Here is a 24882-nt window from a genome sequence, read left to right as displayed (position 1 = left end):
ATAGTCCACTCATAGAAATTTAAAAAACATAAATACTAATCATAAGTATTTTAAAATGAATGTTCATATTGCATTTGGGAGGCATTTTATGAATCATGAAAATAATAAGAAAAAATATAAGACAATAGAAGTTATAGCAAACACTTTTGGCATAGTAGCTTTGATCTTAGTATTTGCCTCATTGATTCTAGCTTTGATCTTTGAATGGAAATTTCTGGACTATGTTGTTAACGGGTCTGGTATACTTATTATACTAAGTTTAATCATAGGTGCGATACCACACGTTATGGAAAAAATATCAAGAAAATCATTTTTGATTTTCTCTTTATTGTAATTATAGCGTTTATTTTTTATAACTTATAAGGGGGCTATACATGAAACTTATCACTAAAATTTTAGATGTTTTAGTATGGATATGCGTTATTTTATTGTTTAGTAAGTATATTGTTAAATATGCGAATATGATGTTTGATTGGAATTTAAGATGGTATTTTCTTGAAGATATTCCTCATTTAGCATTGATATTATTTATTTTACTATTTGTATTTGCAGTACCTTCTGAAATGATAAAAGAAAAACATAATAATGAATAAAGTCATACATCATATTTTTGTGTTATTTGAAAAGAAGATTTGGAATGATTTTGAAGATATTAGCCATCTTTTTATAAATCAATCTCTTTCTAGCGCTATATTTAGGTAAAAAGTATAGTGCTTTGAAACAAAAAACTGCATCAAATCAATGTTTTGAAAGCTATCAAATTCAATGATACATATAGATAAGTTTATAATATAGCTGTCTATCATTATAGTTATAATTCCTTATTGCATTAAATGAAAAAATAAAATTATAAGATGAAATCAAGCACATGTTACAAATTTAAGATTTACATTACTGTCACGTAGTTTTATAATTAGTTTTGCATGCCCACGGGTGTGCGAAAATGAGGAGATGGGTTTTCTGTGTGCCCTTGGGCATGCAGAAGATTCATAACTCCCGTTATAAGGCCCCTTTTATTAGGGGTCTTTTTGTATTTAAAAACATTGATTACCATTTACGTAAATAAAGTAATTGTGGTATTGTATTTTCATGTTGATTATCGTAATATTCATGTGTTTAAAAATATACAAATAAAAAGGAGTTTATGCATATGAGTTTTATAATAATGATCATTGTAGGTGGCGTTATCGGCTGGATTGCAGGTGCTATCGTAGGTAAAGATATTCCAGGAGGTATCATTGGTAATATTGTTGCTGGTCTAATTGGTTCTGCGATTGGTAGTAGATTGCTTGGTACTTGGGGCCCAGTATGGGGCGGCGTACCAATTTTCCCTGCATTGATTGGCTCAATTGTATTTATATTTATCGCTTCACTTATTATTAGTGCGCTAAGAAAAAAATAATTAAGATAAATCGACTTACAAAAAGTTAGAAAAAATTTTTATTATAACGGGTAGAAATTATGATCTTTTTTGTGAAAATATTACGATAATCAACGACCATCTCTCAATGATAATATAAAGGTGGTTTAGTATGATAAACATTATTTCAGCTATTGGTTCTATTGGAACTTTTATAATGGCACTATTTTATTTTGTTTCAGTTTCAATACAACTGTACCAAATGAAAATAAGTTTTATTCCTGCGCTTGGATTTAATCAAATTTTACTTTCTTTAGATAAAGATAATCAATTACAAATGATTAATACAAGTTCTGATTCTGTTGAACACCAAGATTATTTGAAAATTTTTAATCTAGGTGGCGGAGCAGCAAAAGATATTAAGATTGAAATTATTCTTAATGAAGATAACGTAATTCAAAAGAAATATGTAAGTATATTACCAAGTAAAGAAGGTTATTTATTACCAATTAATAAAGATGTTTTTGATGAATTGCAAAGTACCATTCAAAATAATGGTTATGAATCTAATTTAAATATTAGAATTAATTATTATCATAACGTTAGTAGAAAAGTAAAAACAATCATGTTAAATGGTAAATTAGATAGATTTAATACGTATGATGAAAAAGAACTTTATGAATTACAATTTATTAATAAATAATACTATTTGTGCTTTGTGCATATATAAATATTTTTATGAAAAACACTCATTAGATAACTTTAGGGTTATGGTGAGTGTTTTTGTTATGTTTTATGACATAGATTTGCTGTAGATATGCTTTGAATATACAATGAAATAGAGGTGAAACGATATGATACGACAAGCACGTCAATCAGATTTACAATCGATTTTAAGTATATATAATCATGCAATATTAAATACGACTGCAGTTTATACATATGAGCCAGTAACCATTGAAGAAAGAGAAACTTGGTTTCATACAAAATTAGAGCAAGCTGAACCCATTTTTGTATATTTAAAAGATGGCCAAGTTGTTGGATTTGCAACATATGGTGCGTTTAGAAATTGGCCAGCGTATCAATATACTGTAGAACATTCGATTTATGTTGACCCAGAAACTAGAAATGAAGGTGTAGCTTCACAACTTTTAGTTAAATTAATTGAAGAAATTAAAAACAGAAATTATAAGACAATTGTTGCAGGTATTGACGCATCAAATACTGCTAGCATTAAATTGCATGAAAAATATGGTTTTGAATTATGTGGAACTATAAAAAGTGTCGGTTATAAATTTGACAGATGGTTAGATTTAGCTTTTTATCAATTGATATTGAAATAATTATGTTTAAAGCCAACGATGCTATTTTAGAGCAAGTAAATAAAGTATTATAGAAATTGTGCCGGACATGATGTTAGATAAGTTATTTTAATCGTTTGGTAAGTCAGTGGAAACATTTTGCGATACGTATTAGCATCAATGCCAATTAGCTAAACAAATCATCAACGGTAGTATCGAGCATTGATGCCAGTTTAAATGCTAAAGATAATGATGGATCATATTTATTATTTTCAATCGCATTAATGGTTTGTCTAGAAACGCCAAGTGATTGACTAAGTTTTAATTGAGAAATGGCCTTCTGCTTGCGATAATGTTTGATTTTGTTTTTCATTTTATCTTCCTTTTATGTATATTTACGTTTTACGTAAATATAGTTCATAATCGTTAATATGAAAATAATGATAATGATGGATAGCTCTGGATAAGTTGAAAAAAAGCTGTGATTAAAGTTCCATACATTAATTATGCGCAATATAAATGTTAAGAGTAGGGCGTGTATTGTCCAAACGCAAGTTCTAGCAAGTACTTCTGTGAATATTTTACTTTGCCTTTCGTCATATTGATGATTAGCTTGGTCAGATATCTCTGAAGGTAAAAATTTATGAGACAGTATCGTCCAGCTGACTGTAAATAATAAAACAACAATAAAAATGATGAATAATTTCATAATGATGCCTCCATAAGTAGAAAATTTTTCATTTTCAACATAAAAAACATGTGCTTAAATGTCAAATGTTTTTGACATTTTTAAATAGAAAATAAAAGTGCTCGTTAGTTTAATAAGTAGAAAGGGTATGGATAAATAAATAATATGACCTTTTCATAAGAGATTTTTAGGTTTTTGTAGTGATACGGTTTGAAAATCTTATTCATATGAATTGGGGTGATTGTGATGGCTGTGTTTGCCTTGTTATTTCATTTAGTCTGTTTAATTATTGTTTTAATCGCAGGTTTTAAAGCATTAAAAGAGTTCAGAAAACCTGTGAACCAACGTAATCAAAGAAAAATTGATTCCATTTTAGTACTTGTGTTAGTGGTGGCTTTGATTGCGATACTGTCTAGTGTTTTTACAGATATTTAATAAAATGTCGTTGCTCAAGTGAGCGACGGCTTTTAATTTTGTTTTAGAAACGGTAAATGTCGTTAATATGAAGTATAAAATAATATTTCATTTTGTAATTAATTCAATATTAATATAGAATGAATTAAAGAAGTTTTGTAAATGAAATTTTTTGCTACTTAATAGTAAACGGATTAATATTTTATTCAAGGAGATGTCGTTATGAAGTTTAGATTTAGTGTTTCATTGTTGTTGGTTTCAAGTTTATTATTGTCACAAACTGCAATGGCAGCACAAGAAAATAAAAGCACTCAGGATACAAAGAAAAATGATACACAAAATAAAGAAAATACGAGTAAAGCCATTGATTATGAAAAAGCTCAAAAAATGAGTCCACAACAATTGAAAAATGCATTAACACCAGGAGATTTAAAGTTACATAATAAAGATGGTGAACGTCAAAATACTGAAATGAGAAGTTTTTCAGCAAATCGAGCATATCAAGATGTAAATACATACATAGCAAATAATAATATAAAGCCAGCTAAAATCGTACAAGATTCTAGAATGAATAACTTACCCAAGTATAATTATAAATCTGGCAAATATATCGGTGTAGTAATTCATGAAACGGCCAATCCAAACAGTACAATTGATGGTGAGGTAAATTACATGTACAACAATTATAATAGTGCATTTGTACATGCGTATGCGGGTAGCGATAAAATTGTGCAGACTGCGCCAAGTCAATATTTAGCTTGGGGTGCAGGTGCTAACGCTAATCCATATTTTTATCAAATTGAATTAACAAGATCAAACACATTTGATGGTTTTGCAAGATCAGTTAATAACCAAGCATATTTAACCGCAAAAATGTTGAAAGCCAATGGGCTACAACCTTCGCTTGCTGACAATAATCAAGGGACAGGCACAATTATAAGTCACAATGCGGTAAGTCAATATTGGGGTGGTTCAGACCATTCAGATCCGATTGGCTATTTCGGACAATGGGGATATAATATGAACCAGTTTTACAGTTTAGTACAAAAACACTATAAATCTCTATCAGGTGGTAGTAGTGATGGAGCAATTACTGGTAGCACTTATAAAGTATCAAAAGGTGATACGCTGTATAGTATTTCGAGAAGAAGTGGCGTTTCAATAGATAATATTAAGAAATGGAATAAATTAACGAGTAACACACTTTCTGTAGGACAAGTACTAAAGTTAAAAAATCCTAACACACCAAGTGATTCCATTACCGGAGATTCACATAAAGTGGTTGAGGGAGACACACTTTATAATATTTCAAAACGAAGTAAAGTGAGTGTAGCAAACATAAAAAAATGGAACCATTTAAAGTCTGATAATATTAGTAAAGGACAAATTTTATATTTAGTTAAGACATATACGGTTAAAAAAGGTGATACTTTATACAGTGTTGCTAAAAATCAAGGTACTACTGTAGATAAAATTAAGAAGTATAACAAGTTGAGTTCTAATAGTTTGAAAGTAGGGCAAATTTTAAAAATAAAATAGAAGTATTGCATATAAACGAGCAAGTCTTAATGGACTATGCTCGTTTTTTAATACATTGAAAACGATTTTTGAATATAATTGTGAACGTCATAGTTTCGTGTTACTTTAATAATATAAAATCATAGGTGGGTATAGATAATGAAAAAAATCAGTTTAATACTGTCATTGTTATTTTTATCAGTGATTTTGACAGCATGTGGTAACAACGAAAAAAATAGTGATGATGTTGAGCGAAGCAGTAATACAAACAAACAAGATGAAGACAATGATCAGCGTGAGGAACGACAATCTACAGAACAAAGTGAAGCAAAAAAGGATCAGTCGTTACCTCAAGATTCAACGGCTGAAAATGACAACAATACAGATTCAAAAGCTAAAAAGAAAAACGATAATGTTTCAAAAAAGAAAAATGACGATAATAGTAAAAGTTATTTAACAGGTTTAAGTGCTTCAGAGATCGAATACGCACGTGTTTGGCATCAACTAGGCATGATTAAAGATGTCAAAAATATTTATGTCAAAAAATATCCAAAAGGGTCGCCAGTAAATGAAAATGCGGAAAAAAGCGCAAAATATCCTGAGGATGTTGTTAAATTAGAAGCACCAATGAAAGTGGGTGGCTCAATAACATATAGTAGTAATGGGGATGGAACTATTAATATTTATAAAAAAATTCCTTACAGATGGGAGACAAGCACATCTTCGAATCCTGAGGATGTTTATCAAGACACTAAAAATGCAGTTGAGCAAGATGTAGAAACAGTTGAAGTTAATGCAACAGACAATGCACAAATCAAAAAGTTAGCCCAAAGAATACAATTGGTTAATGAATGATGCTTTGTGGTATAAAGTAAAGAACAATTTTGAAGTGATTTGATCATGGCATCAACAATTCTAACTATTTTATGATTTTGTATAGTGTGATACATTATATGTAATCGTAATTAGGAAATTGTTAGCATACGATATATAGTTCGTAACTTTAAATTTAGTTGGAGTGAGACGCATGTTAACTAAAGGTATTAAATATCCATATGTTAAATTCTTTTTTGATGTGATTGGTATTTTATGTGCAATAAGTGTATTAGCGATCATATTTGTTAATGGTTTTACCAACAGTCAATCTGGTAACTTTAGTTTAGGATTCGAAATAACTGGTACACATATGATAATGATGAATATTTTGGTATTAGTGACAATGATTTGTGCAATAACATCAACAATTTTAAGAAGAGTAAAATAGTGTGATGAGGGTTTGATTAGATTGTACTGAAACGAATATTTATGTGAGGTAGAAACAGACCAGAAATTAAAAACTAATTTCTGGTCTGTTTTCATTTTTTATAGATGCACATTTTCTTTAGCATAATAAAATTTTTGCTTTTTTTCAGTAATAAATAATTGGAGAAATGTAAGTATACCAATTTTACCTATTAACATTGTGAGTACAATGACTATTTTCGTTGGGCTATCATATAATGTCGTGAAATTCATCGATAGCCCAACAGTGCCGAAAGCGGAAATCACTTCAAATAATACTTTAGAATAAGGTATTGCCGAATTCAAATAACTTACAATAAATGAGATAAATATAACAAATGTCCCGGCAGAAAATGTAATGGCCACAGCAGTTTTTAATGTATGGTCATGTATAGATTTTTTGAAAATAGAAGGGTGTTGTTCGTTTTTTAATGTACTTTTTATAAATAATAACGTTAAGACTAAACTTGTTACTTTAATACCACCTGCAGCACTGATAGGGGCGCCACCAATAAACATTAAAAGCATTAATAATATTGAAGTAGGTGGTGTGATTTGTCCGATATCGACACTGTTAAAACCAGCAGTTCGTGTCGTAACAGACTGAAAGAATGAAGCGCCAAGTTTTTCTAAAAATGATAAATGCATCATAGAATGGTTATATTCTAAAAAGTAAAACACAACCGAACCAATAAATATGAGTATGACATATGTCGTTAATACTATTTTTGAGTGTACGGTTAATTTACTTAACTTTCTTGTTGTAGCGACGTCTAAAAAGACAAGCGGTCCAATACCGCCCATGATGATAAGAATTGGAACGATTATAGTTATTATAGGGTCATTAACAGTGCGCATCATATTATCACTAAATAATGAAAAACCAGCATTATTAAAAGCAGAAATTGAAGTAAACACACTTAAAAATAGCCCTTTACCAAAGCCATATTTTGGAATAAACGATAGTGCGATACATATTGCTCCAATGAATTCTGTAAGGATACTATAAACGACGAATTGAAGAATCAATTTGATGACGCCACCAGGTGTTTCAATGTTCCAGGTTGTCATAATCAAATAACGGTTTCTTAAACTGATTTTTCGATGCATCAGTATCAGCGTTAAAAGTGTTACCGTGACTATTCCTAACCCACCAATTTGAATAAGTAATAAAATAATAGTATCGCCTAACCAATTAAATTGACTAGATATATCTATAGTCGCTAGGCCAGTAACTGTAAATGCACTAGCAGAGATAAAAAATGCGTCTACAAAATCTAAAGGTTTTACACCTGTGACCGGTAGATATAATAATAAGGTGCCAACGATTGTGGTGAATAAAAACAACATTAAATACATATATAATGGTTTGTTTAATAGTCTCATTTTTAAAGTCCCTCGCATTTTAATAATGAGTATTTTATACTCATTATTAAAAAAAGCAAGTTAATTGATAGAAGTAAACTGAAAAAATTAATTTTTAAGTTTGTGAACGAATGCCTTTAGTGACGGCTTCAGCGAAATCATAAATTGAATTTCGGTATTTGTTCGTGTTTTCTCTCGTCTTTCTGTTTAAATTGTCTTTTTTGAAAAATGATTTTCTAATAGATGTAGATATCTCCAGTTGAACACCAGAACCTGAGTCATTTTCATTGATGAAATTTTTAGAAGAACGGCCATTAATATTATTTGGACTTTTTTCTACATTAAACCCTTCTTTTTCTAATTCTTTTTTTATGGATTGCGCCATTTTTTTATCCTGGCCGCCGATATAAACGATATCTTTATCACCTTGAAATCCGTGTATTGAGATAGATTCTTGAGAACGATTTGTCATTTCTTTCAATTTAGGATCGTCAAAATTGGTAGATGTAATATGCAATTGTTTGTTACTTGATTTTAGTAAGCCTTCAAAGCTATATAAATTAAAGTCTCCTTTTTTAGAAATGATTTTAGCTAATTCGGAGGTGCCCGGTTCTATACCGCCACCATGTATCGCAGTAATAAGTATATCTTTATTATTTGTTTTTTTAACATTTCTTTGCCAATCACGATGTTTCACTGTATCTGATTTTAATTGAGCGAAATTTTGATATTTATCTTGATTGGGTGACTGGTTATTGTTCCATATGTATGTAAAGTATAGACTAACTAGTATGATGCCAACAATAACAAGCATAACTAAATAATATACGTAAGTGCTTAGAATATTTTTCATCGTTAACTCCTGATCAAAAGTATTTACTGACTAGTAAAGTATAACAAATTTATTAATGCTGTATAGATTATATGTTATTTACAATTATGTTAATAACATTGTAATGAAATTTACATATTAGGGTATGAAAGATATAGAGTGAATTATTAAATTGAAAATGAAATAGCTTGGATATTTTAGAAAAAGTAATAACGACGGCATGGAGAATAAAACATGTACTGACCGAGCATTATGATAACTATGTTTATGAATTTATGATCAACGCTAACATGTGCGGTTAGTCTTTCCTGTTCGGTCAATCACGCTGAATGCCTTAATAAGACATAGTGATGTTTTTTTATGATTGAATGATTACAAAATATTTAATTTTAGAAGAAAGGTTGTGAATTTTTTGGATATAGTAACTAAAATGCAAGTCAATGTATCTAGTGATCAAGTGTTTGAAGCTTTTGTCAATCCAGATTATATAGGAGGATTTTGGTTTTCTTCAAGTTCTGAACGTTGGGAAGAGGGTAAAACAATTACCTTACGATATGAAGAGTATCATGCTGAAATCGATATTTTAATAGAAGATATGGTTGAAAATGAAATGATTCAATTTAAGTGGGGCGATAATCATGTAACAATACAATTCGATGGTGATGATAATCATACAATTGTAACTACTACAGAAAAAGATATAGAAGAAAATGATGTAGCACGCTTATTAGGCCAAAAAGAAGGCTGGGTATATATGCTTAGTTGTCTGAAATCATATTTAGAATATGGCAATAAAATAAGAGGTGCATTATTGTAACTATCCAACTAGGATTGAAAGCATGGCAATGTTTAACTTTGATCAGGCTTTCAATCCTTTTTATATATTTTTCAAATACCAAAACAAAAATTTTGCACGATATGGTTTAATATGTTTAAATGTAACTATAAAAGTTTCAATTAAAGATAAAAGGTGATTTCTTTGAATTTAGAATTCAATATAGCAGTACATTTACTGACTTTTTTGCTAAAACATGATGATGAGCGTTTTAGCAGCAATGAATTAGCGGAACGTATCTGTATTAATCCGGCTCAATTACGCAGGGTAACTCGTAAGTTAAATCAACATCATTATTTAGCTACTTCTAGAGGTAAATTTGGAGGGTATCAGGCTAATGATATGACAGCAAATGTTAACTTGTCTGAACTATTTGTGATGTTTAAAGAAGATCGCTCAGAAGGACGTTTATTTACTGGAGATGCTGGTAGTGACTGTGAAGTTTCAAGAGAAATTGGTAACACGATGTTTAAGTTTCATCAAAAAGAAGAAGAGCTATTAATTAATTATTATCAAAATGTAACGATTAAAGACGTTTTAAATGAAACGATTAAGGAGGATTATTATGAAAAAGTATGATTTATTAATAATTGGATTTGGTAAAGGTGGTAAAACTTTAGCAAAATTTGCGTCTGGCCAAGGAAAAAGTGTAGCTGTAGTTGAAAAATCGCAAAAGATGTATGGTGGTACATGTATTAATATAGGTTGTATTCCTTCAAAAACACTTGTGCATGAAGGTTTAGCACACGGTTCATTTGAACAAGCTTTTTCTAGAAAATCCGATGTAGTAAATGCACTAAACAGTAAGAATTATCATAATTTAGCAGATGATAATAATATCAACGTATTAGATTTTACTGCAGCATTTAAGTCTAATAATGAAGTAGAATTATTAGATGAAAATGGTGAAGTACAAGAAACACTTACTGCAGAAGATATCGTGATTAATACAGGTGCACAACCAATTATTCCATCCATCGAAGGTGTAGAAACATCACAACATTTATATGATTCTACCGGCATTATGGAATTGGCAACACAACCTAAACGTTTAGTTATTGTGGGTGGAGGCTATATAGCATTAGAATTTGCCTCTATGTTTGCGAACTTTGATACACAAGTAACTGTTTTAGAGAAACATGATGATATCATGCCTAAAGAAGATAAAGATATTGTTGCAGAAGTTAAAAAAGATCTTGAAAATAAAGGTGTTAATCTTGTATTAAATGCGGATACAGAGCGTTTTGAAGATAATGCATCTGGCACAACAGTACACACGACACAAGGAAGCTATGAAGCGGATGCGGTATTATTAGCTACTGGTCGTAAACCAAATACAGACTTAGGTTTAGAAAATACAGATGTTGAAATTGGTGAACGTGGAGAAATCAAGGTAAACCAAAACTTACAAACAAACGTGCCAAATATTTATGCATTAGGTGATGTTAAAGGTGGCATGCAATTCACGTATATTTCATTGGATGACTTCAGAATTGTAAAAGATCAATTGTTTGGTGATGGCAAACGTACGACCGAAAATCGCGGTGCTGTGCCATACACTGTGTTTATTGATCCACCATTATCACGTGTAGGTTTAACAGCAGAAGAAGCAAAAGCACAAGGTTATCAAATTTTAGAAAATGCAGTACCTGTAAACACAATTCCGCGTCATAAAATAAACAATGATACAAGAGGTTTGTTTAAAGCAGTCGTTAATAAAGAAACAAGTGAAATATTAGGTGCTACTTTATATGGCTTACAATCTGAGGAAATTATTAATTTAGTAAAATTAGCAATTGACCAACATTTATCTTATGAAGTATTAAAAGAAAATATTTATACACATCCTACAATGGTTGAATCATTTAATGATTTATTCAATATGTAAAGCAAATATTTTTAATAAATATTAAAAAGTCTCTAATCAAAAAGAGCAGGATTAAGTAATCTAGTGTAACTGGATTACGACCCCGCTCTTTTTTATATGATGATTTATATAATTGATTTAATAATTTGACCTATGAGTCCGAAAATACCGATGATTAAACAGACCACACCAAAGCTAACTAAACTTTGTTTTTTGCCGACACCTTCTTTTTTAGGTGTACGGTTATTTATGATGAGCAACACAATACCAACGATAATGAGTAATATTGAAACAATCCACATTTTGCGTCCCTCCTTACTTGTATCGATAAAATAATAACGTCTTTACTATCTCTTTACCCTGTTAACTGCTTATATTAACGCCTTCTTTGCACATCATATGTGATGTGACATTAACAGATGAGTTAAATATATTATAAATGATTATGTAATGTAAGTGTATAGTAAGTTATAAAATAGATTGATCCACATAAATGATGAGGGGGTGATAGAGATGAAAATAGATGATACTTATGTATTTGACTCAAATGATTTAGAAGATTTTATAACAATATATCACTCGAATGGTTGGATGGGGCATAATAAGGAAAAAATTAAGACCATTTTTAATGCTAGCACACATATCGTGGTGGCAAAGCATAATGGTAGTGCTATAGGATTAGCTAGAGCCTTATCAGACGCAGCTATTTATGATGTTATCGTGGATCAGTCCTATCAAAATAAGGGTATAGGTTATGACATTGTATGTAGAATGATTAACCAATTGGGGCAAGTGTCTTGCGTGCATTTAATTTCAACGCATGGCGTCGAAGGATTATATCAAAAATTAGGTTTTCGAAAATTAAAAACAGGTATGGCCATTTATGCAAATCAAAAATTAAAAGATGAGTATACTGATTAATGTCTATCAGCTATACTCACCTTTTTGGTCGAGAATCTAGATTATAAAATATTGTGACTCACATCCTCATGTGAATAATTTTTCAATAGAGAACAACCCAGTGGATGATGACCATTGTCAACATAATGGTTGATTTCTTCTAGTACATCTAAAATTTCATACTCTGGTGTATTTACATCAAACGTATATTTGAATACTTGCTTCTTGTCAGATAATACAGTTGCAACGAGTTCATTATTTTGCATTTTGTAATTTAATAATTTCATAATAATCCCTCACTTTTATTAATCGTTTTAGTCCGTTTATCAAAATACTCAATTGAGAATAAGTTTCATTGACGACACCGTTACATTATAATTATTATAATGTAATCTTTATTATACATTAAAATACATAAAATGTAGAGAGTTTTGACTTAAAAATTAATTTAAAACGCTTTCTTTATAAGAATTAATATAATTTATTATAAACTGAATCATCTTAACTTGAAGTTCGAAGTGTAATTTGATACGATTTCACTAATTGAATAAACCTTTCTAGGGTTCCACAACGATGGTGTTGGTTCGGTCCGAGAGAAAGGCACATATTAATATGTGACACGGAAGGATAAAAGCCTGGGAGATAGTATAGATGACTATCTCTCAGGCTTTTTTAATCTTAAAGGAGGATTTTGTTATGAATTGGTTAAAAATTGTGATTGCAGCACTCTTTGAAGTGGGATGGGTAATTGGCTTAACTCATGCTTCATCAGTATTTGAGTGGATATTGACAGTCATTGCTATATTTTTAAGTTTTTACTTACTTATAGATGCTTCAAAAGTATTGCCAGTAGGGACATCTTATGCAGTCTTTGTAGGACTTGGTACAACTGGCGTTACACTAGCTGATTTTATATTCTTTGATCAACCATTTAACCCAGGGAAAATCATTTTAATAACGACATTGTTGCTTGGTGTAATTAGTTTAAAATTAGTGACGACAAATGAGAGGGGGCATTCATAATGGCTTGGATTTTATTGATTTGTGCAGGTATATTTGAAATGCTTGGTATTACATTTTTGAATGCTTATGTGCATAGTCGCAAATATAAATCGCTTAGTTGGATGATAACTTTCTTTGCAATTAGTTTTTTAACATTATCTATTGCTATGAAACAGTTGCCTATGAGCACTGCATATGCTGTATGGACTGGCATTGGTGCTGTTGGCGGAGCAGTTTTAGGTATGCTTTTTTACAAAGAGTCAACGGATATTAAACGAATTATTTGTATTCTAGTTATATTGGGTAGCACCATTGGTTTGAAATTATTAAGTTAAAATTAACTGAGTTATACCACATAAATTATTTTTCCATTTCACGGCTTTCAATGATTGACCATTGACCAAATTTTGGATTTCGTTCATATATTATTTGAACATCACCATAACAGAATCATAAAAGATTTGTTTCGCGTGTTGCGATACCGTGTGCATCTTGATAACATAATTAAGGTGGAGGTGCAGAAAATGGAAGGATTAGCCGCATTTATAACAATTACTTTAATGATTATTATCGTCCCAGGACCTGATTTTTTCGTCGTGATGAAAAATTCAATCACTTCTGGTAAAGGTAATGGTGCGATGGCAGCATTGGGTATAACGACAGGCCATGTTGTTTATTCTCTATTAGCGGTCTTTGGTATTATTTTTATTTTGGCAAATATGTATTACGTGTTTTTAGTGATTAAAATACTGGGTGCTTGTTACCTTATATATTTAGGTATCAAAAGTATTATTAGCGCACGACAAAGTATGAATTTTTCAATCACACAAATGAAAGCACAACAAATCAGCTATTTAAGTTCATATAGGCAAGGTTTCTTTAGTACCATTTTAAATCCAAAAGCATTACTCTATTACATAAGTATCTTACCGCAATTTTTAAGTGCGGGCGAAGGCGTTACCACACAAATAGCGGTGTTATCCGCGATTGTAACGACAGTTATTTTATTATGGTTTATTTTCTGTGTATATATTTTTCAATACATTAAATTACTTTTTGCAAACAGAAAGATTAAAGCTATTTTTGACTATACGGTAGGTGCAGTGTTAATTGGTCTGTCGCTTAATTTATTATTTAGCAAAAGTAGTTAATCTAGATTTAACAAAAAAAGCAGCTTGAGGAAACAATATTTTCCCAAGCTGTTTTTTTAGTGTGTTTTTGTGTCTATCGAATATTCAAAAGTAAATGATTTATCTTAGGGGTTAAAATAAGCACTTTCAGAAATTAATACTTTGACGCCACGATAAATATTTTTAATTGTATACCAAATCGTGAATATGATTAAAATAATTCCTAAAATTATCATTATGACCATAATTGTATGATGTTGTTGATTGACGATCATGCCACCTAAACTTGCAACGATAATAATAAATATCGGTCCTAAATATGTGATGACATGATAGAATAGCGATTTAGCAGCATGCGTGGATGCTGGTTTATCAGCAAAAATCCAAATGATGATAGGTAATATGATTGGAGCAAAAAATATGCTGAAATAACTTACAGAAGCTAAGACACGTCCACCTTGCGTATCTGAATTTAAAGGTTGTTCATTCATTTTTATCACCTCACATTTAAAGTAACAAAAATAAATATTTTATTATAGAAGTTATACTTCATCTAACAAAAATGTTACCTTATTTAAAAATACAAAGGAGTACAAACATATGAAACTATACTTAATTCGCCATGGTGAATCAAAATCCAATTACGATAAAAAAGAAGGAAATCACTATTTTTGTGGCCAATTAGACGTTCCATTAACTGAAAAAGGCGCTCGAGACGCGCAATTATTACAACATCATTTTAATCAAGTCAAAATTGATCATATTTATTTGTCAGATTTAACAAGAACGAGACAAACATATAATGCAATTTTTGATAAAGATATTCCAGCTAGTGTAACGACATTACTGAGAGAACGTTCTTTAGGTCAGTTTGAGGGTGAAAAAGTGAGTGAAATTGAACAAAATGCTCAATTTGAAACTTATTTTAATGGCGGTCCAAACAGTTCATTTAGGCACAGCTTTACTCAAAAAGCACCAGAAGGAGAAAGTTATGAAGATGTTTTAAAACGTGTAGAAACTTTCTTTAAACAAGAGCTAGATACATCTTTAGATACAGTTGTAATCATTGCTCATCAAGTTGTAATTAGATGTTGTTTCGTATACTTAGGTTATGAAAATAAAGCATCTGTGATAGATAAGCAAATTGATAATTGTGTACCTTATGAAATTGAGCTTTAGCTTTGATAAAATGACGTATTAAAAAACCTGAACTGTTTATTTGCTCAGTTCAGGTTAATATCTTTTTGCTGCTGTTAAGCTATCGTGAAATCCTTGGAATATAGTGTTGATATTGTCTAAGAAACTACCAACAATAACTGCGAGTATGACGTAAGTAATGCTTAAAGCAATAGATTTATATGAAATTACGCCATAAGTTTCTTTTTTCTCAAAGAGATTAAAAGCTATGAAGACAGCAGCCATGGCACCTAGTAAAATCGTAATTACCATAGTGCAAACCTCCCTATAAAGTTTTCGGCTGTGCTCCTACGTTTACTGTGTTCAATCTTATAACATAGGATAACAAATACATCTCCGAGAAAAAAAGTCATTTTATATTAAAAAACCTTACAATCATGTAAGGTTTTTTACAAATATAAGTCAAGATGAATCATTTAACTTTAAGTAAGCGCTTAAAAGGCTTTATAATGCTGGGAATTGGTATTGTCATCATTTTGTAATGCATAACACTTTATTTGATATCAATAAAAATGAATTTGATAGTTATTCAAAGAATGTTCACAAATTCAAGTAGTTGAATAACCATGAATGATACATTATTTATCTATTGCATCACTTTTAATACCTTTATCTTTAAGGAACTTTTTGATTTTTTCTTGTTGTTTACCGTTTACATTTCCTGCATGTTCTGCTGATACGTCTACAACGTTTAGCGTGTTTTGCGGTTGATAATTTACTTCTTCGATTTGTTTATCAGCATCTTTAATCGTGGTGTTTAACGCAGTGAAATAGTTAATGATTCGATCCACGTCATCTTTATAACCTTTAGGCAGATGATTGTCCTTGACAAAGTTTTTAAATCGCACATCGTTTTTAATCGCATTGTGTGATAAATCAGATAATCTTTTGGCTTGTGCGTCTGTGATTTTAGTATCCGTACCGGTTTGCTTATCTAATTTATACTGTATTAGATATTTATTGTCGAGAATATCTGCATTAACATCTAGATATTTTTTTATCGCTTTGTTCATTTCATCTTCGCTTATATTTTCGCCTTTTTTATGAGAAGCAAAGATATTACTTTCTGTAACTTTTTTGACATTTGAAGGGGCATGTCTTTCACTGTGTTGTTTATCATCATTTGAATTTTCATTAGCACATGCTGTGAGTATGACAGTTAGCATGAGAACGAATGTTATAAGTATACTTTTTTTCATAAAACGTATTGCTCCTTTAAAAATAGTCCAATTTATATTAATTGATGTGCTTTTGAAATTATAACCTAAGACTATCATTTCAAGCTATTGATTGATATAGATGTCGTAAAGTTAAACGCACAATCTTTTGAACAAAGTTTGAAACTTTGAGCGAAAACGTTTCATATTTGTGTAACAAGATTCGACTGCTTTTCCTTAGAAATGAAAACAACAAAAAAAGGAGAACCAAATTTGGTTCTCCTTTATCATCTATTTGAATAGGGAAGTGATTAGTGTCGAATGATATAATCAAATGCATTTAATGCAGCATTTGCACCAGCGCCCATTGAAATAATGATTTGTTTATTACGATCGTCTGTAACATCGCCTGCAGCAAATATACCTGGGATGCTTGTAGCGTTTGTACGATCAATGATTATTTCATTTGCTTGGTTTAACTCAACATAGTTATCTAACCATTCTGTATTTGGAAGTAATCCGATTTGTACGAATATACCTTCCAATTCTATAGTGTGGTCTTCACCAGTTGATTTGTCTTGATATTTAAGACCCGTCACTGAAGCTTCACCTAAAACTTCAGTTGTTTGTGCGTTCTTGATAATTGTAACGTTTGGTAAAGAGCTTAAACGTTCTTGTAATACGTCGTCTGCTTTAAGGGTAGCGTTACGCTCAAGTAGTGTAACATGTTCTACAATACCTGCTAAGTCTATTGCAGCTTCTACACCTGAGTTACCGCCACCAACAACAGCAACGTTTTTATTTTCAAATAGAGGTCCGTCACAGTGCGGGCAGAATGCCACCCCTTTATTGATAAGGGCTTCTTCACCAGGTACTTCTAGCTTACGCCAACGTGCACCTGTAGCAATAATCACGGTTTTACTTTGTAATTTAGCGTCATTATCTAAAGTGACAATAATACCATTGTCTGTTTTTTCAATATCACTTGCTCTGACACCTGTCATGGTATCTACATTATATTGCTTTACATGATCTTCAAGTGCAGAGGAGAACTTAGGGCCATCCGTTTCTTTAACTGTAATAAAGTTTTCAATTGTTGCAGTATCGTTGACTTGACCACCAATGCGATCTGCAACAATACCAGTGCGTAATCCTTTACGTGCAGTATAGATAGCGGCACTACCACTTGCGGGTCCACCACCAACGATTAACACGTCGTAAGGATCTTTATCATTGAATTCCGAAGGGTCTGCTTTACTACCTAGTTCAGATAATATATCTTGTACAGTCATGCGTCCATTGCCAAATTCTTCACCATCTAAATAGATAGCTGGCACTGCCATAATATCTTCAGATTCCTCTCTGAAAATAGCACCGTCAATCATTGTATGAGTGATATTTGGATTTAATAAACTCATTAAGTTCAATGCTTGAACGACATCCGGGCATTTTTGACACGTTAAACTGATATAAGTTTCAAAATTGAGTGGGCGATCTAAAGCTTTAATTTGATCTATGACAGATTGCTCTTCTTTAGGTGCGCGACCACTGACTTGTAATAAAGCTAATACAAGTGAATTAAATTCGTGACCCATAGGTAAACCAGCAAATGTAATCCCTGTGTCTGCGTCAGGTTTATCTACTGTAAAGCTTGGTGTACGTTTTAGGTCTTTCTCTTCAATTGTGATATGAGATGATGCTGCTGCAACTTCATCTAGCAACTCTTTTAGTTCTTTCGATTTATCATCTGAACCAAGACTTGCGCGTAGTACAACATCACCCTCCATTAATTGAAGTAATTGTTGTAATTGTGATTTTAGCTGATCATTAAGCATTCAAATCAATGCCTCCTTAGATTTTACCTACTAAGTCAAGACCAGGTTGTAATGTTTCTGAACCTTCTTCCCATTTAGCTGGGCAAACTTCACCTGGGTGTTGACGTACATATTGTGCTGCTTTAATTTTGTGTACTAATGTACTTGCATCACGGCCAATACCGTCCGCATTAATTTCAGCTGCTTGAACAACACCATCAGGATCAACGATAAATGTACCACGTTGAGCTAGGCCAACCTCTTCATCTAATACATCAAAATTACGAGTGATTGTTTGTGAAGGATCGCCAATCATTGTATATTGAATTTTATTAATTGCTTCAGAATGATCATGCCAAGCTTTGTGTACAAAGTGTGTATCCGTTGAAACTGAATATACGTTTACACCTAATTCTTGTAATTTATCATACTGATTTTGTAAATCTTCTAATTCAGTAGGACATACGAATGAGAAGTCTGCTGGGTAGAAGCAAACTACACTCCAAGAACCTTTTAAGTTTTCATCAGAAACTTCGAAAAACTCATCTTTCTTTGGATCATAAGCATTAGCTGTAAATGGTAAAATTTCCTTGTTGATTAAAGACATGTAAAACATCCTCCTATTTAATAACTTAGTGTTAATTTAAATATTTTTAATCAGATTATCATAATTTCTTAATTATAATAATTCTAATCTTTCAATTACTATTATTGCATGTAGCTATTGTTTCGTCAACATTAGTACCTTTAAAGCACAATAGATTTAAATCGTGCTCGCTATTTGTGTTAGAAGACAATAAAACTAGTTAAGCTACATAAGAAAATGAAAGCATATACATTATTTGTATTTTCTTTCACACTATATAAATAGCCATCCTATTCTCAACTAAACATAAGAATTGAGAAGGAAGGCATTGAAAGTTTGATATGATAGGCTTATAAAAAATTATCACAAATTTGTGAACTTATTTACCGTTTTTGGAACTTGTAATGATAAGTAAATATTAAAGAAAGTATATTGATTTATTGGAAAACATTATCACCGCATTTTGATATTTACTAAATTGTTCCATGTTAACAATAGGTGTATGGGTGTATATGAAATGATTGAATCACATAAAGAGATTATTTTAGGTTGTGGAATTTAGGAGAATTTAAAAAGTGAATTGTTTATGCTACTCAAAACTTAAGAATAGAAGCATAACAAATAATTTATTAGCTACATTTCTATTCCTAAGTTTTTAAAATAGCTTATGAGTTGTTCATTGAAAAAAGTGAAATAATCATATTAATAAACAATTTTATAATCAAACAAACGACTGTACCATCCACCAAATAATAAACGCTACAGGGAAGAATAACCACCAAAAGTTAGATAGAAATTCCCAAACATTCATAGGACGATCTTTCTGATTAGAAATTGGTTGTTGATAGGTTTCAATAATTGTCTTTTTTAATGCTTTATCTCCTTTAATGAGTTCATCTAATGAGACGTCGAATAGGTCGCTCATTTTTATTAACATATCAATACTAGGATAGACTTTATTCAGTTCCCATTTTGAAATACTTTGACGTGAAATATTTAATATTTCAGCAAGTTCGTCTTGCGACCAATTTTTGAGTTCGCGTTGTTCTTTGATACGTGGTCCAATTTCCATAGTTATCACTCCTTTTATTTGAAATTAACGGTATCACCATGTAATGTCACGCACTTAATCGTTTACTAGTGTGCAACTCGAGGTTGCAAACACCTATTTGAAGGTGTTTTTGAAATAAATATAGCATGAAATCAGATCAATTTGATGTAAATTGAATCTTTAAATGTTTAGTAAGTATTTACCCATATTCACATAAAAAAGACGAGATAGAAATTAAATTACAATGAAAAATTTCTATCTCGTCTGCTTGTATCATTAAATATATCGTTGTAGGGATATATTATTTTAATTTTATATGCTTATCTGTCCCAATATCTTGCGCGTTCAAATGCTTGAATAATCGTTTGAGCATCATCTGAAATATATACACCGGGTGCGTTCAAGTCTAGTTTTGCATTTGATAATTTTTCTGATGCGGCTTGATTAACAACTAGCGGTTTGTTGTGTTTGTATGTGAGTTCTGCAAATGCCTCTGCATCCGGTGATAATTCTGCACCATCTGAAATTACAAACACACTATCAAATAATGTAGGGTGTGCAGTATCATACGTTTCAGTTATGCCGAAATCTTTAGTGATATCTTTAGGTTGTTTGCCTACAAAAGCATAGTTGAGTTTGTTGTCGGCAAATGTTTTGGCATATGATTTTAATGTTTCCTCATTTATCTCACCGTTCACAAGTACTGCTACAGAATGTCCAGGTAATGGTATATCGAATTTTTCCATTGTTAACTTACTATCTTTGGCATCAGTTTGTACTTCTTCATTTTCTTCTGGCACTTCAACACCTACGTTTGCTGAGACGCGCTCTGCCAATGCGCGATCAACTTTGTTTAGTTGATTCACCGCATTTTGTTTAACCATAGCTGATTTACATTTACCAATTTCAAATGAAAATCCATCTACAGTATGGTCGAATTCAGGCTTTGTTAAACTATTCAAATAAAGTTTAGCTTGGCTGTAATAATCTTTAAAGCTTTCACTACGTTTTTGTATTTTACGTCCTTCAACTTTTTCTTGATAATGTTCGTAGCCGCCTTCTTCTTTAGGTGTTGTGTGGGGATCGTTGTTGTTTAATGCATTGTTGTGATATGCCGTTTGTCCTTTATGGACATTCATTTGATGCATAGCATCTCTTTGGTTATTGTGTACTTCATTAACTGGTCGATTAATTGGTATTTGATTAAAGTTTGGTCCACCTAATCTTGATATTTGAGTATCCGTATATGAGAATAAACGTCCTTGTAATAGAGGATCGTTAGAGAAATCAATGCCAGGCACGATATGACCAGGATGGAACGCTGCTTGTTCCGTTTCATCAAAAACATTAGATACGTTTTGATTTAACGTCATTTTACCAACAATTTCAACTGGAACTTCATCTTCTGGCCATATTTTTGTTGGATCTAAAATATCAAAATCAAAATCAAATTCCTGTTCTGGTCGAATCACTTGAAGGCCTAATTCCCACTCAGGGTAGTCTCCTTTTTCAATTGATTCATATAAATCTTTGCGATGGAAGTCAATATCTTTACCGGATAAGATTTGTGCCTCATCCCATACTAATGATTCTAAACCGTGAACTGGCTTCCAATGAAATTTTACGAAATAGGATTGACCCTCACGATTAACTAAGCGGAAGGTATGGATGCCGAATCCTTCAATCTGTCTAAAGTTTTTAGGGATACCTCTGTCACTCATAGCCCAAACTGTTGTGTGCGTTGATTCTGGGTTTTGTGCGAAAAAGTCCCAGAATGTATCGTGAGCAGTCCCACCTTGAGGCATTTCATTGTGTGGTTCAGGTTTAACAGCGTGAATTAAATCTGGAAATTTAATAGCGTCCTGTATAAAGAAAACAGGTATATCGTTACCTACTAAATCAAAAATACCTTCATCTGTATAGAATTTTGTAGCAAAACCACGCACGTCTCTTACTGTATCTGGAGAACCTTTTGATCCTTGGACAGTTGAAAATCTGACAAACACTGGGGTAGTCTTTTCAGGATGTGTTAAAAAGTCTGCAGAAGTGTATTCAGATAAATCTTTGTAAACTTGAAATTCACCGTGAGCGCCAAAACCGCGAGCATGTACGATTCTTTCAGGAATTCGCTCGTGGTCAAAGTGCATAATTTTCTCTCTAAAATGGAAATCTTCTAATAAACTAGGACCACGTTCACCAACGGTTAATGTGTTTTCATCTTCACTTACTTTAACGCCATTATTCGTCGTCATTGCTTTATCGTCATTGTTTTTTTCTACATTTTTTAATTGTTCCTGTTTTTTGTTACTCAAATGAATTACCCCCTTATTATTATTATTCCACATTTATGTTTTGGAAAACATTTCAATTTTGAATTAATTTTGAATACTATTATTTTTAAAACAGGAGATATTACAAAAGGAAAATATACTTGCGGTTATATAGCAATATATGAAAAAATTTAAGAAGTATTTTTGTGTCCATTTCTGACATATATAATGTGCCAAGATGATTTATTTAATTGAAGCACACAAGCATCACATTCGTGTTTTATTTTGTTTATATATTTTAGGAATATTCAACATTTAAATAGGATGATAACATTTAATAAGAGTGAAAAAAGGGTAAACAAATAACAAGCAATTCACTGTGAGCTTTGTTAACATCTAAATACTATAAACACATACACAAAAGAGGAGCGGATAATACATGTCTGATTATGTATACAACTTATTGAAAAAACACCATTCAGTCAGAAACTTTAAGCAAGAGCCTATTCCAGAGGAGCATATTAAAAAATTAATTGAAGCGGGTCAAAGCGCTTCAACGTCAAGCTATTTACAGGCTTATTCAATTATTGGTATAGATGATCCTGAAGTTAAAGAGGACTTGAAAGAAGTGTCAGGTCAACCTTATGTAGTAGAAAACGGTTATTTATTTGTCTTTGTTATGGATTATTACAGACATGCAATCGTTAATGAAAATACTAAAAAAGATATGGCAACATCATTTGAATCAGCAGAAGGTTTGTTGGTCGGTACGATAGATGCGACATTAGTTGCACAAAATATTGCTGCTGCAGCTGAGGACATGGGTTATGGCATGGTTTATTTAGGGTCATTGAGAAACGATGTTGAACGTGTGCGTGAAATTTTAGACTTACCTAAGCATACTTTCCCATTATTTGGTATGGCATTAGGCTTACCAGCAGATGACGAAAATGGAGATCCTAAACCACGTTTACCACTTGAAAATATCTTCCATCACAATAAATATGACAGTGATAAAGAAACGCAACGTAAAACATTAGCAGATTACGATGAAACTGTAAGTAAATATTATGAATCCCGTACAAATGGCGAACGTACTGAAACGTGGTCAGAACAAATTTCTAATTTTATGAGTGCTAAGCAGAGACTAGATATGTTAGAACAATTGAATAAATCAGGTTTTATTAAAAAATAATTCACTGACAACTTCTGTTGCGTGTCATTTATGATGGAAAGGTCATATCATAGAAAGGGGTTGGTTATGTTGAGCATGTTTGACAAATTTTTTGGTAAGAAAACGCATGGAAATCATAAAGCTAAAGAGCAATATATTTATTCTTCTAGCAGTAAACTAACCCCTCAAGAAGCTCAAGCCTATTGGGTGAAATTGGCCCAAAAGTTAGTTGTTGGAGCTATTAATTCCGTTGATCACACAGCAGAACGTATATTTATTCTTATTTCATTTAATGAAAACGATTCTACGATAGATATATTCTTTCAAATGGATGGCCAGTTAAGAATGTGGAATGATTTAGATAATCAAACCTATAAAAGAACAATATCAAATAGTTTAATTTCACAAGCACCTAATCTCGTGAAGCATGTGAACTGCTTATATGATAGTGTTAATTTAACTCGGCTCGCATATTCACAGATTCAATATGAATTTGAAAGTAAGGCGTGGTATTTACATGATATTAGCGAAGATAGTGCTGAAGCGCATTTAGACAAAAATCCTGCATTTTTAAAATGGTTTGATGATGTTTCGAATACAATTGATAACATTCCGTTAGATAGTAAACAAAAAATTACTTGGGGTCCATTTAAACCAAGATAATAAATATTTAAAAGTGAGGATCAATTTTCTGTTAACAAAATAGAAGTAAAGACAGTCAGTGTTAAGGAAAACAATCAAAATGAAAAATTTAAAATTAAATCGACTGTTTCATTAAATTTAACTGTCCATATGTTAAGTACTTGTAAAATAAATACTTTGGTCTAAAAAAGAACCGTCAATTTCTATTGCAATGATAATAGAAATTGACGGTTTTTGTTTTATGTTATTTAGGAGTTCGTTACACAATGATAGTACTTAGTCACAAGATTAGTACCAATTCAGTCATTTGTTCAAATTATTGCAGCTATTGAACGGTTATTTTAGTGAAAACTTATTATCTTTCTCAAATTCATTAACTTAATATAACAAACAATATAACAAATGGATTATTATATTATATAAAATTCATTATTTTGTGAATTTATTCACAAATATTTCATAAAAGTCTGTTTTTTGCCATTGTAAGTGTTTTCACAA

32 protein-coding genes and 1 riboswitch are annotated in these 24882 nt (G+C 31.5%); of the genes, 19 read left to right on the top strand and 13 right to left on the bottom strand.

The features are described from left to right. The first annotated feature begins 88 nt into the window (after positions 1-88). From HMPREF2586_RS04820 to HMPREF2586_RS04800, 5 genes are all read left to right on the top strand, one after another. On the top strand, positions 89-334 hold the full coding sequence (locus HMPREF2586_RS04820) for a hypothetical protein (protein ID WP_070658182.1): 246 nt from the start codon (positions 89-91) through the stop codon (positions 332-334). A 40-nt stretch (positions 335-374) separates the two neighbouring features. Continuing rightward, positions 375-593, top strand: a complete 219-nt coding sequence (locus HMPREF2586_RS04815) for an epilancin biosynthesis-related protein ElxI1 (protein WP_046207080.1) — start codon at positions 375-377, stop codon at positions 591-593. Positions 594-1150: 557 nt separating this feature from the next. Further along, on the top strand, positions 1151-1402 hold the full coding sequence (locus tag HMPREF2586_RS04810; RefSeq protein ID WP_070658184.1) for a GlsB/YeaQ/YmgE family stress response membrane protein: 252 nt from the start codon (positions 1151-1153) through the stop codon (positions 1400-1402). Positions 1403-1532: 130 nt separating this feature from the next. Continuing rightward, positions 1533-2063 (top strand): hypothetical protein, encoded by a 531-nt coding sequence (locus HMPREF2586_RS04805; protein ID WP_046207078.1) that lies wholly within the window; start codon positions 1533-1535, stop codon positions 2061-2063. A 151-nt stretch (positions 2064-2214) separates the two neighbouring features. Next, positions 2215-2703, top strand: a complete 489-nt coding sequence (locus HMPREF2586_RS04800) for a GNAT family N-acetyltransferase (protein ID WP_064209641.1) — start codon at positions 2215-2217, stop codon at positions 2701-2703. A gap of 145 nt (positions 2704-2848) precedes the next feature. Here HMPREF2586_RS04800 and HMPREF2586_RS04795 read toward each other — a convergent pair whose 3' ends face one another. Continuing rightward, a complete protein-coding gene (locus tag HMPREF2586_RS04795; protein ID WP_070658186.1) occupies positions 2849-3034 on the bottom strand; it encodes a helix-turn-helix transcriptional regulator in 186 nt (61 codons plus the stop codon). Between the two features lie 12 nt (positions 3035-3046). Further along, positions 3047-3370 carry a hypothetical protein gene (locus HMPREF2586_RS04790; RefSeq protein WP_070658188.1) on the bottom strand — a complete coding sequence of 108 codons (324 nt, stop codon included), beginning with the start codon at positions 3368-3370 and terminating at the stop codon, positions 3047-3049. 225 nt (positions 3371-3595) lie between these two features. Between HMPREF2586_RS04790 and HMPREF2586_RS04785 the strand changes: the two genes are divergently transcribed. From HMPREF2586_RS04785 to HMPREF2586_RS04770, 4 genes are all read left to right on the top strand, one after another. Beyond that, a complete protein-coding gene (locus HMPREF2586_RS04785) occupies positions 3596-3784 on the top strand; it encodes a hypothetical protein (protein WP_070658190.1) in 189 nt (62 codons plus the stop codon). A 201-nt stretch (positions 3785-3985) separates the two neighbouring features. Next, on the top strand, positions 3986-5302 hold the full coding sequence (locus tag HMPREF2586_RS04780; RefSeq protein ID WP_070812652.1) for a LysM peptidoglycan-binding domain-containing protein: 1317 nt from the start codon (positions 3986-3988) through the stop codon (positions 5300-5302). A gap of 138 nt (positions 5303-5440) precedes the next feature. Beyond that, positions 5441-6136, top strand: coding sequence for a hypothetical protein (locus HMPREF2586_RS04775; protein ID WP_070658192.1), 696 nt, complete (start codon positions 5441-5443; stop codon positions 6134-6136). Positions 6137-6308: 172 nt separating this feature from the next. Beyond that, positions 6309-6545, top strand: a complete 237-nt coding sequence (locus tag HMPREF2586_RS04770; protein ID WP_046207071.1) for a hypothetical protein — start codon at positions 6309-6311, stop codon at positions 6543-6545. Between the two features lie 98 nt (positions 6546-6643). Here the strand turns inward: HMPREF2586_RS04770 and HMPREF2586_RS04765 are convergent, their stop codons facing one another. Both HMPREF2586_RS04765 and HMPREF2586_RS04760 read right to left on the bottom strand, forming a co-directional pair. After that, positions 6644-7948, bottom strand: coding sequence for a TrkH family potassium uptake protein (locus HMPREF2586_RS04765; RefSeq protein WP_046207070.1), 1305 nt, complete (start codon positions 7946-7948; stop codon positions 6644-6646). A 94-nt stretch (positions 7949-8042) separates the two neighbouring features. Then, positions 8043-8780, bottom strand: a complete 738-nt coding sequence (locus HMPREF2586_RS04760) for a poly-gamma-glutamate hydrolase family protein (protein ID WP_070658194.1) — start codon at positions 8778-8780, stop codon at positions 8043-8045. A gap of 391 nt (positions 8781-9171) precedes the next feature. On the opposite strand from HMPREF2586_RS04760, the gene HMPREF2586_RS04755 reads away from it, so the two are divergent. The 3 genes from HMPREF2586_RS04755 (at position 9172) to merA (ending at position 11482) form a co-directional block, all read left to right on the top strand. Next, positions 9172-9576, top strand: a complete 405-nt coding sequence (locus HMPREF2586_RS04755; protein ID WP_064209637.1) for an SRPBCC domain-containing protein — start codon at positions 9172-9174, stop codon at positions 9574-9576. A 162-nt stretch (positions 9577-9738) separates the two neighbouring features. After that, positions 9739-10173: a redox-sensitive transcriptional regulator HypR gene (gene hypR / locus HMPREF2586_RS04750; protein WP_046207067.1), complete on the top strand. Its 435-nt coding sequence runs from the start codon at positions 9739-9741 to the stop codon at positions 10171-10173. Further along, complete coding sequence (merA, locus tag HMPREF2586_RS04745) at positions 10160-11482, top strand: hypothiocyanous acid reductase MerA (RefSeq protein WP_070038379.1); 1323 nt, start codon at positions 10160-10162, stop codon at positions 11480-11482. The genes hypR and merA overlap by 14 nt, the downstream gene beginning before the upstream one ends. A gap of 104 nt (positions 11483-11586) precedes the next feature. Here merA and HMPREF2586_RS12830 read toward each other — a convergent pair whose 3' ends face one another. After that, positions 11587-11763, bottom strand: coding sequence for a hypothetical protein (locus tag HMPREF2586_RS12830; RefSeq protein WP_164987250.1), 177 nt, complete (start codon positions 11761-11763; stop codon positions 11587-11589). A gap of 211 nt (positions 11764-11974) precedes the next feature. On the opposite strand from HMPREF2586_RS12830, the gene HMPREF2586_RS04740 reads away from it, so the two are divergent. Then, positions 11975-12382: a GNAT family N-acetyltransferase gene (locus tag HMPREF2586_RS04740; protein WP_070658196.1), complete on the top strand. Its 408-nt coding sequence runs from the start codon at positions 11975-11977 to the stop codon at positions 12380-12382. Positions 12383-12423: 41 nt separating this feature from the next. Here HMPREF2586_RS04740 and HMPREF2586_RS04735 read toward each other — a convergent pair whose 3' ends face one another. Further along, complete coding sequence (locus HMPREF2586_RS04735) at positions 12424-12648, bottom strand: hypothetical protein (protein WP_019469882.1); 225 nt, start codon at positions 12646-12648, stop codon at positions 12424-12426. Between the two features lie 259 nt (positions 12649-12907). Next, a riboswitch (guanidine-I (ykkC/yxkD leader) is annotated at positions 12908-13005 on the top strand. A 52-nt stretch (positions 13006-13057) separates the two neighbouring features. Between HMPREF2586_RS04735 and HMPREF2586_RS04730 the strand changes: the two genes are divergently transcribed. The 3 genes from HMPREF2586_RS04730 to HMPREF2586_RS04720 all read left to right on the top strand — a co-directional run bounded on the left by HMPREF2586_RS04730 (position 13058) and on the right by HMPREF2586_RS04720 (position 14514). Next, positions 13058-13384, top strand: coding sequence for a DMT family transporter (locus HMPREF2586_RS04730; RefSeq protein WP_046207065.1), 327 nt, complete (start codon positions 13058-13060; stop codon positions 13382-13384). Then, complete coding sequence (locus tag HMPREF2586_RS04725) at positions 13384-13698, top strand: DMT family transporter (RefSeq protein WP_070658198.1); 315 nt, start codon at positions 13384-13386, stop codon at positions 13696-13698. The genes HMPREF2586_RS04730 and HMPREF2586_RS04725 overlap by 1 nt, the downstream gene beginning before the upstream one ends. A 189-nt stretch (positions 13699-13887) precedes the next feature. After that, a complete protein-coding gene (locus tag HMPREF2586_RS04720) occupies positions 13888-14514 on the top strand; it encodes a LysE family translocator (RefSeq protein ID WP_046207063.1) in 627 nt (208 codons plus the stop codon). A gap of 104 nt (positions 14515-14618) precedes the next feature. Here the strand turns inward: HMPREF2586_RS04720 and HMPREF2586_RS04715 are convergent, their stop codons facing one another. Further along, positions 14619-14984 carry a DUF4870 domain-containing protein gene (locus HMPREF2586_RS04715; RefSeq protein ID WP_070658200.1) on the bottom strand — a complete coding sequence of 122 codons (366 nt, stop codon included), beginning with the start codon at positions 14982-14984 and terminating at the stop codon, positions 14619-14621. Positions 14985-15093: 109 nt separating this feature from the next. On the opposite strand from HMPREF2586_RS04715, the gene HMPREF2586_RS04710 reads away from it, so the two are divergent. Further along, positions 15094-15672 carry a histidine phosphatase family protein gene (locus HMPREF2586_RS04710; protein WP_046207061.1) on the top strand — a complete coding sequence of 193 codons (579 nt, stop codon included), beginning with the start codon at positions 15094-15096 and terminating at the stop codon, positions 15670-15672. 54 nt (positions 15673-15726) lie between these two features. On the opposite strand, the gene HMPREF2586_RS04705 is transcribed toward HMPREF2586_RS04710, so the two are convergent. The 6 genes from HMPREF2586_RS04705 to HMPREF2586_RS04680 all read right to left on the bottom strand — a co-directional run bounded on the left by HMPREF2586_RS04705 (position 15727) and on the right by HMPREF2586_RS04680 (position 22610). After that, positions 15727-15942 carry a hypothetical protein gene (locus tag HMPREF2586_RS04705; RefSeq protein WP_046207060.1) on the bottom strand — a complete coding sequence of 72 codons (216 nt, stop codon included), beginning with the start codon at positions 15940-15942 and terminating at the stop codon, positions 15727-15729. Positions 15943-16268: 326 nt separating this feature from the next. Then, a complete protein-coding gene (locus HMPREF2586_RS04700) occupies positions 16269-16889 on the bottom strand; it encodes an NDxxF motif lipoprotein (protein WP_070038372.1) in 621 nt (206 codons plus the stop codon). Between the two features lie 269 nt (positions 16890-17158). Beyond that, positions 17159-18682 (bottom strand): alkyl hydroperoxide reductase subunit F, encoded by a 1524-nt coding sequence (gene ahpF / locus HMPREF2586_RS04695; RefSeq protein ID WP_046207058.1) that lies wholly within the window; start codon positions 18680-18682, stop codon positions 17159-17161. A 16-nt stretch (positions 18683-18698) separates the two neighbouring features. After that, the gene (gene ahpC, locus HMPREF2586_RS04690) at positions 18699-19268 is read right to left on the bottom strand and encodes an alkyl hydroperoxide reductase subunit C (protein ID WP_046207057.1); all 570 of its coding nucleotides are present in this window, start codon (positions 19266-19268) and stop codon (positions 18699-18701) included. A 700-nt stretch (positions 19269-19968) separates the two neighbouring features. After that, positions 19969-20319, bottom strand: coding sequence for a helix-turn-helix domain-containing protein (locus tag HMPREF2586_RS04685; RefSeq protein ID WP_070658202.1), 351 nt, complete (start codon positions 20317-20319; stop codon positions 19969-19971). Between the two features lie 299 nt (positions 20320-20618). Next, positions 20619-22610 (bottom strand): catalase, encoded by a 1992-nt coding sequence (locus HMPREF2586_RS04680; RefSeq protein WP_070658204.1) that lies wholly within the window; start codon positions 22608-22610, stop codon positions 20619-20621. Positions 22611-23007: 397 nt separating this feature from the next. On the opposite strand from HMPREF2586_RS04680, the gene nfsA reads away from it, so the two are divergent. Further along, positions 23008-23763, top strand: a complete 756-nt coding sequence (nfsA, locus tag HMPREF2586_RS04675) for an oxygen-insensitive NADPH nitroreductase (protein ID WP_046207054.1) — start codon at positions 23008-23010, stop codon at positions 23761-23763. Positions 23764-23838: 75 nt separating this feature from the next. After that, positions 23839-24405 carry a hypothetical protein gene (locus HMPREF2586_RS04670; protein ID WP_070658237.1) on the top strand — a complete coding sequence of 189 codons (567 nt, stop codon included), beginning with the start codon at positions 23839-23841 and terminating at the stop codon, positions 24403-24405. The last annotated feature ends 477 nt before the right edge of the window (positions 24406-24882 follow it).

Origin of the sequence: Staphylococcus sp. HMSC034G07, assembly GCF_001835975.1 — a bacterium.
Classification (GTDB): domain Bacteria; phylum Bacillota; class Bacilli; order Staphylococcales; family Staphylococcaceae; genus Staphylococcus; species Staphylococcus ureilyticus.
This window is presented reverse-complemented; position numbering and strand designations above follow the sequence as displayed.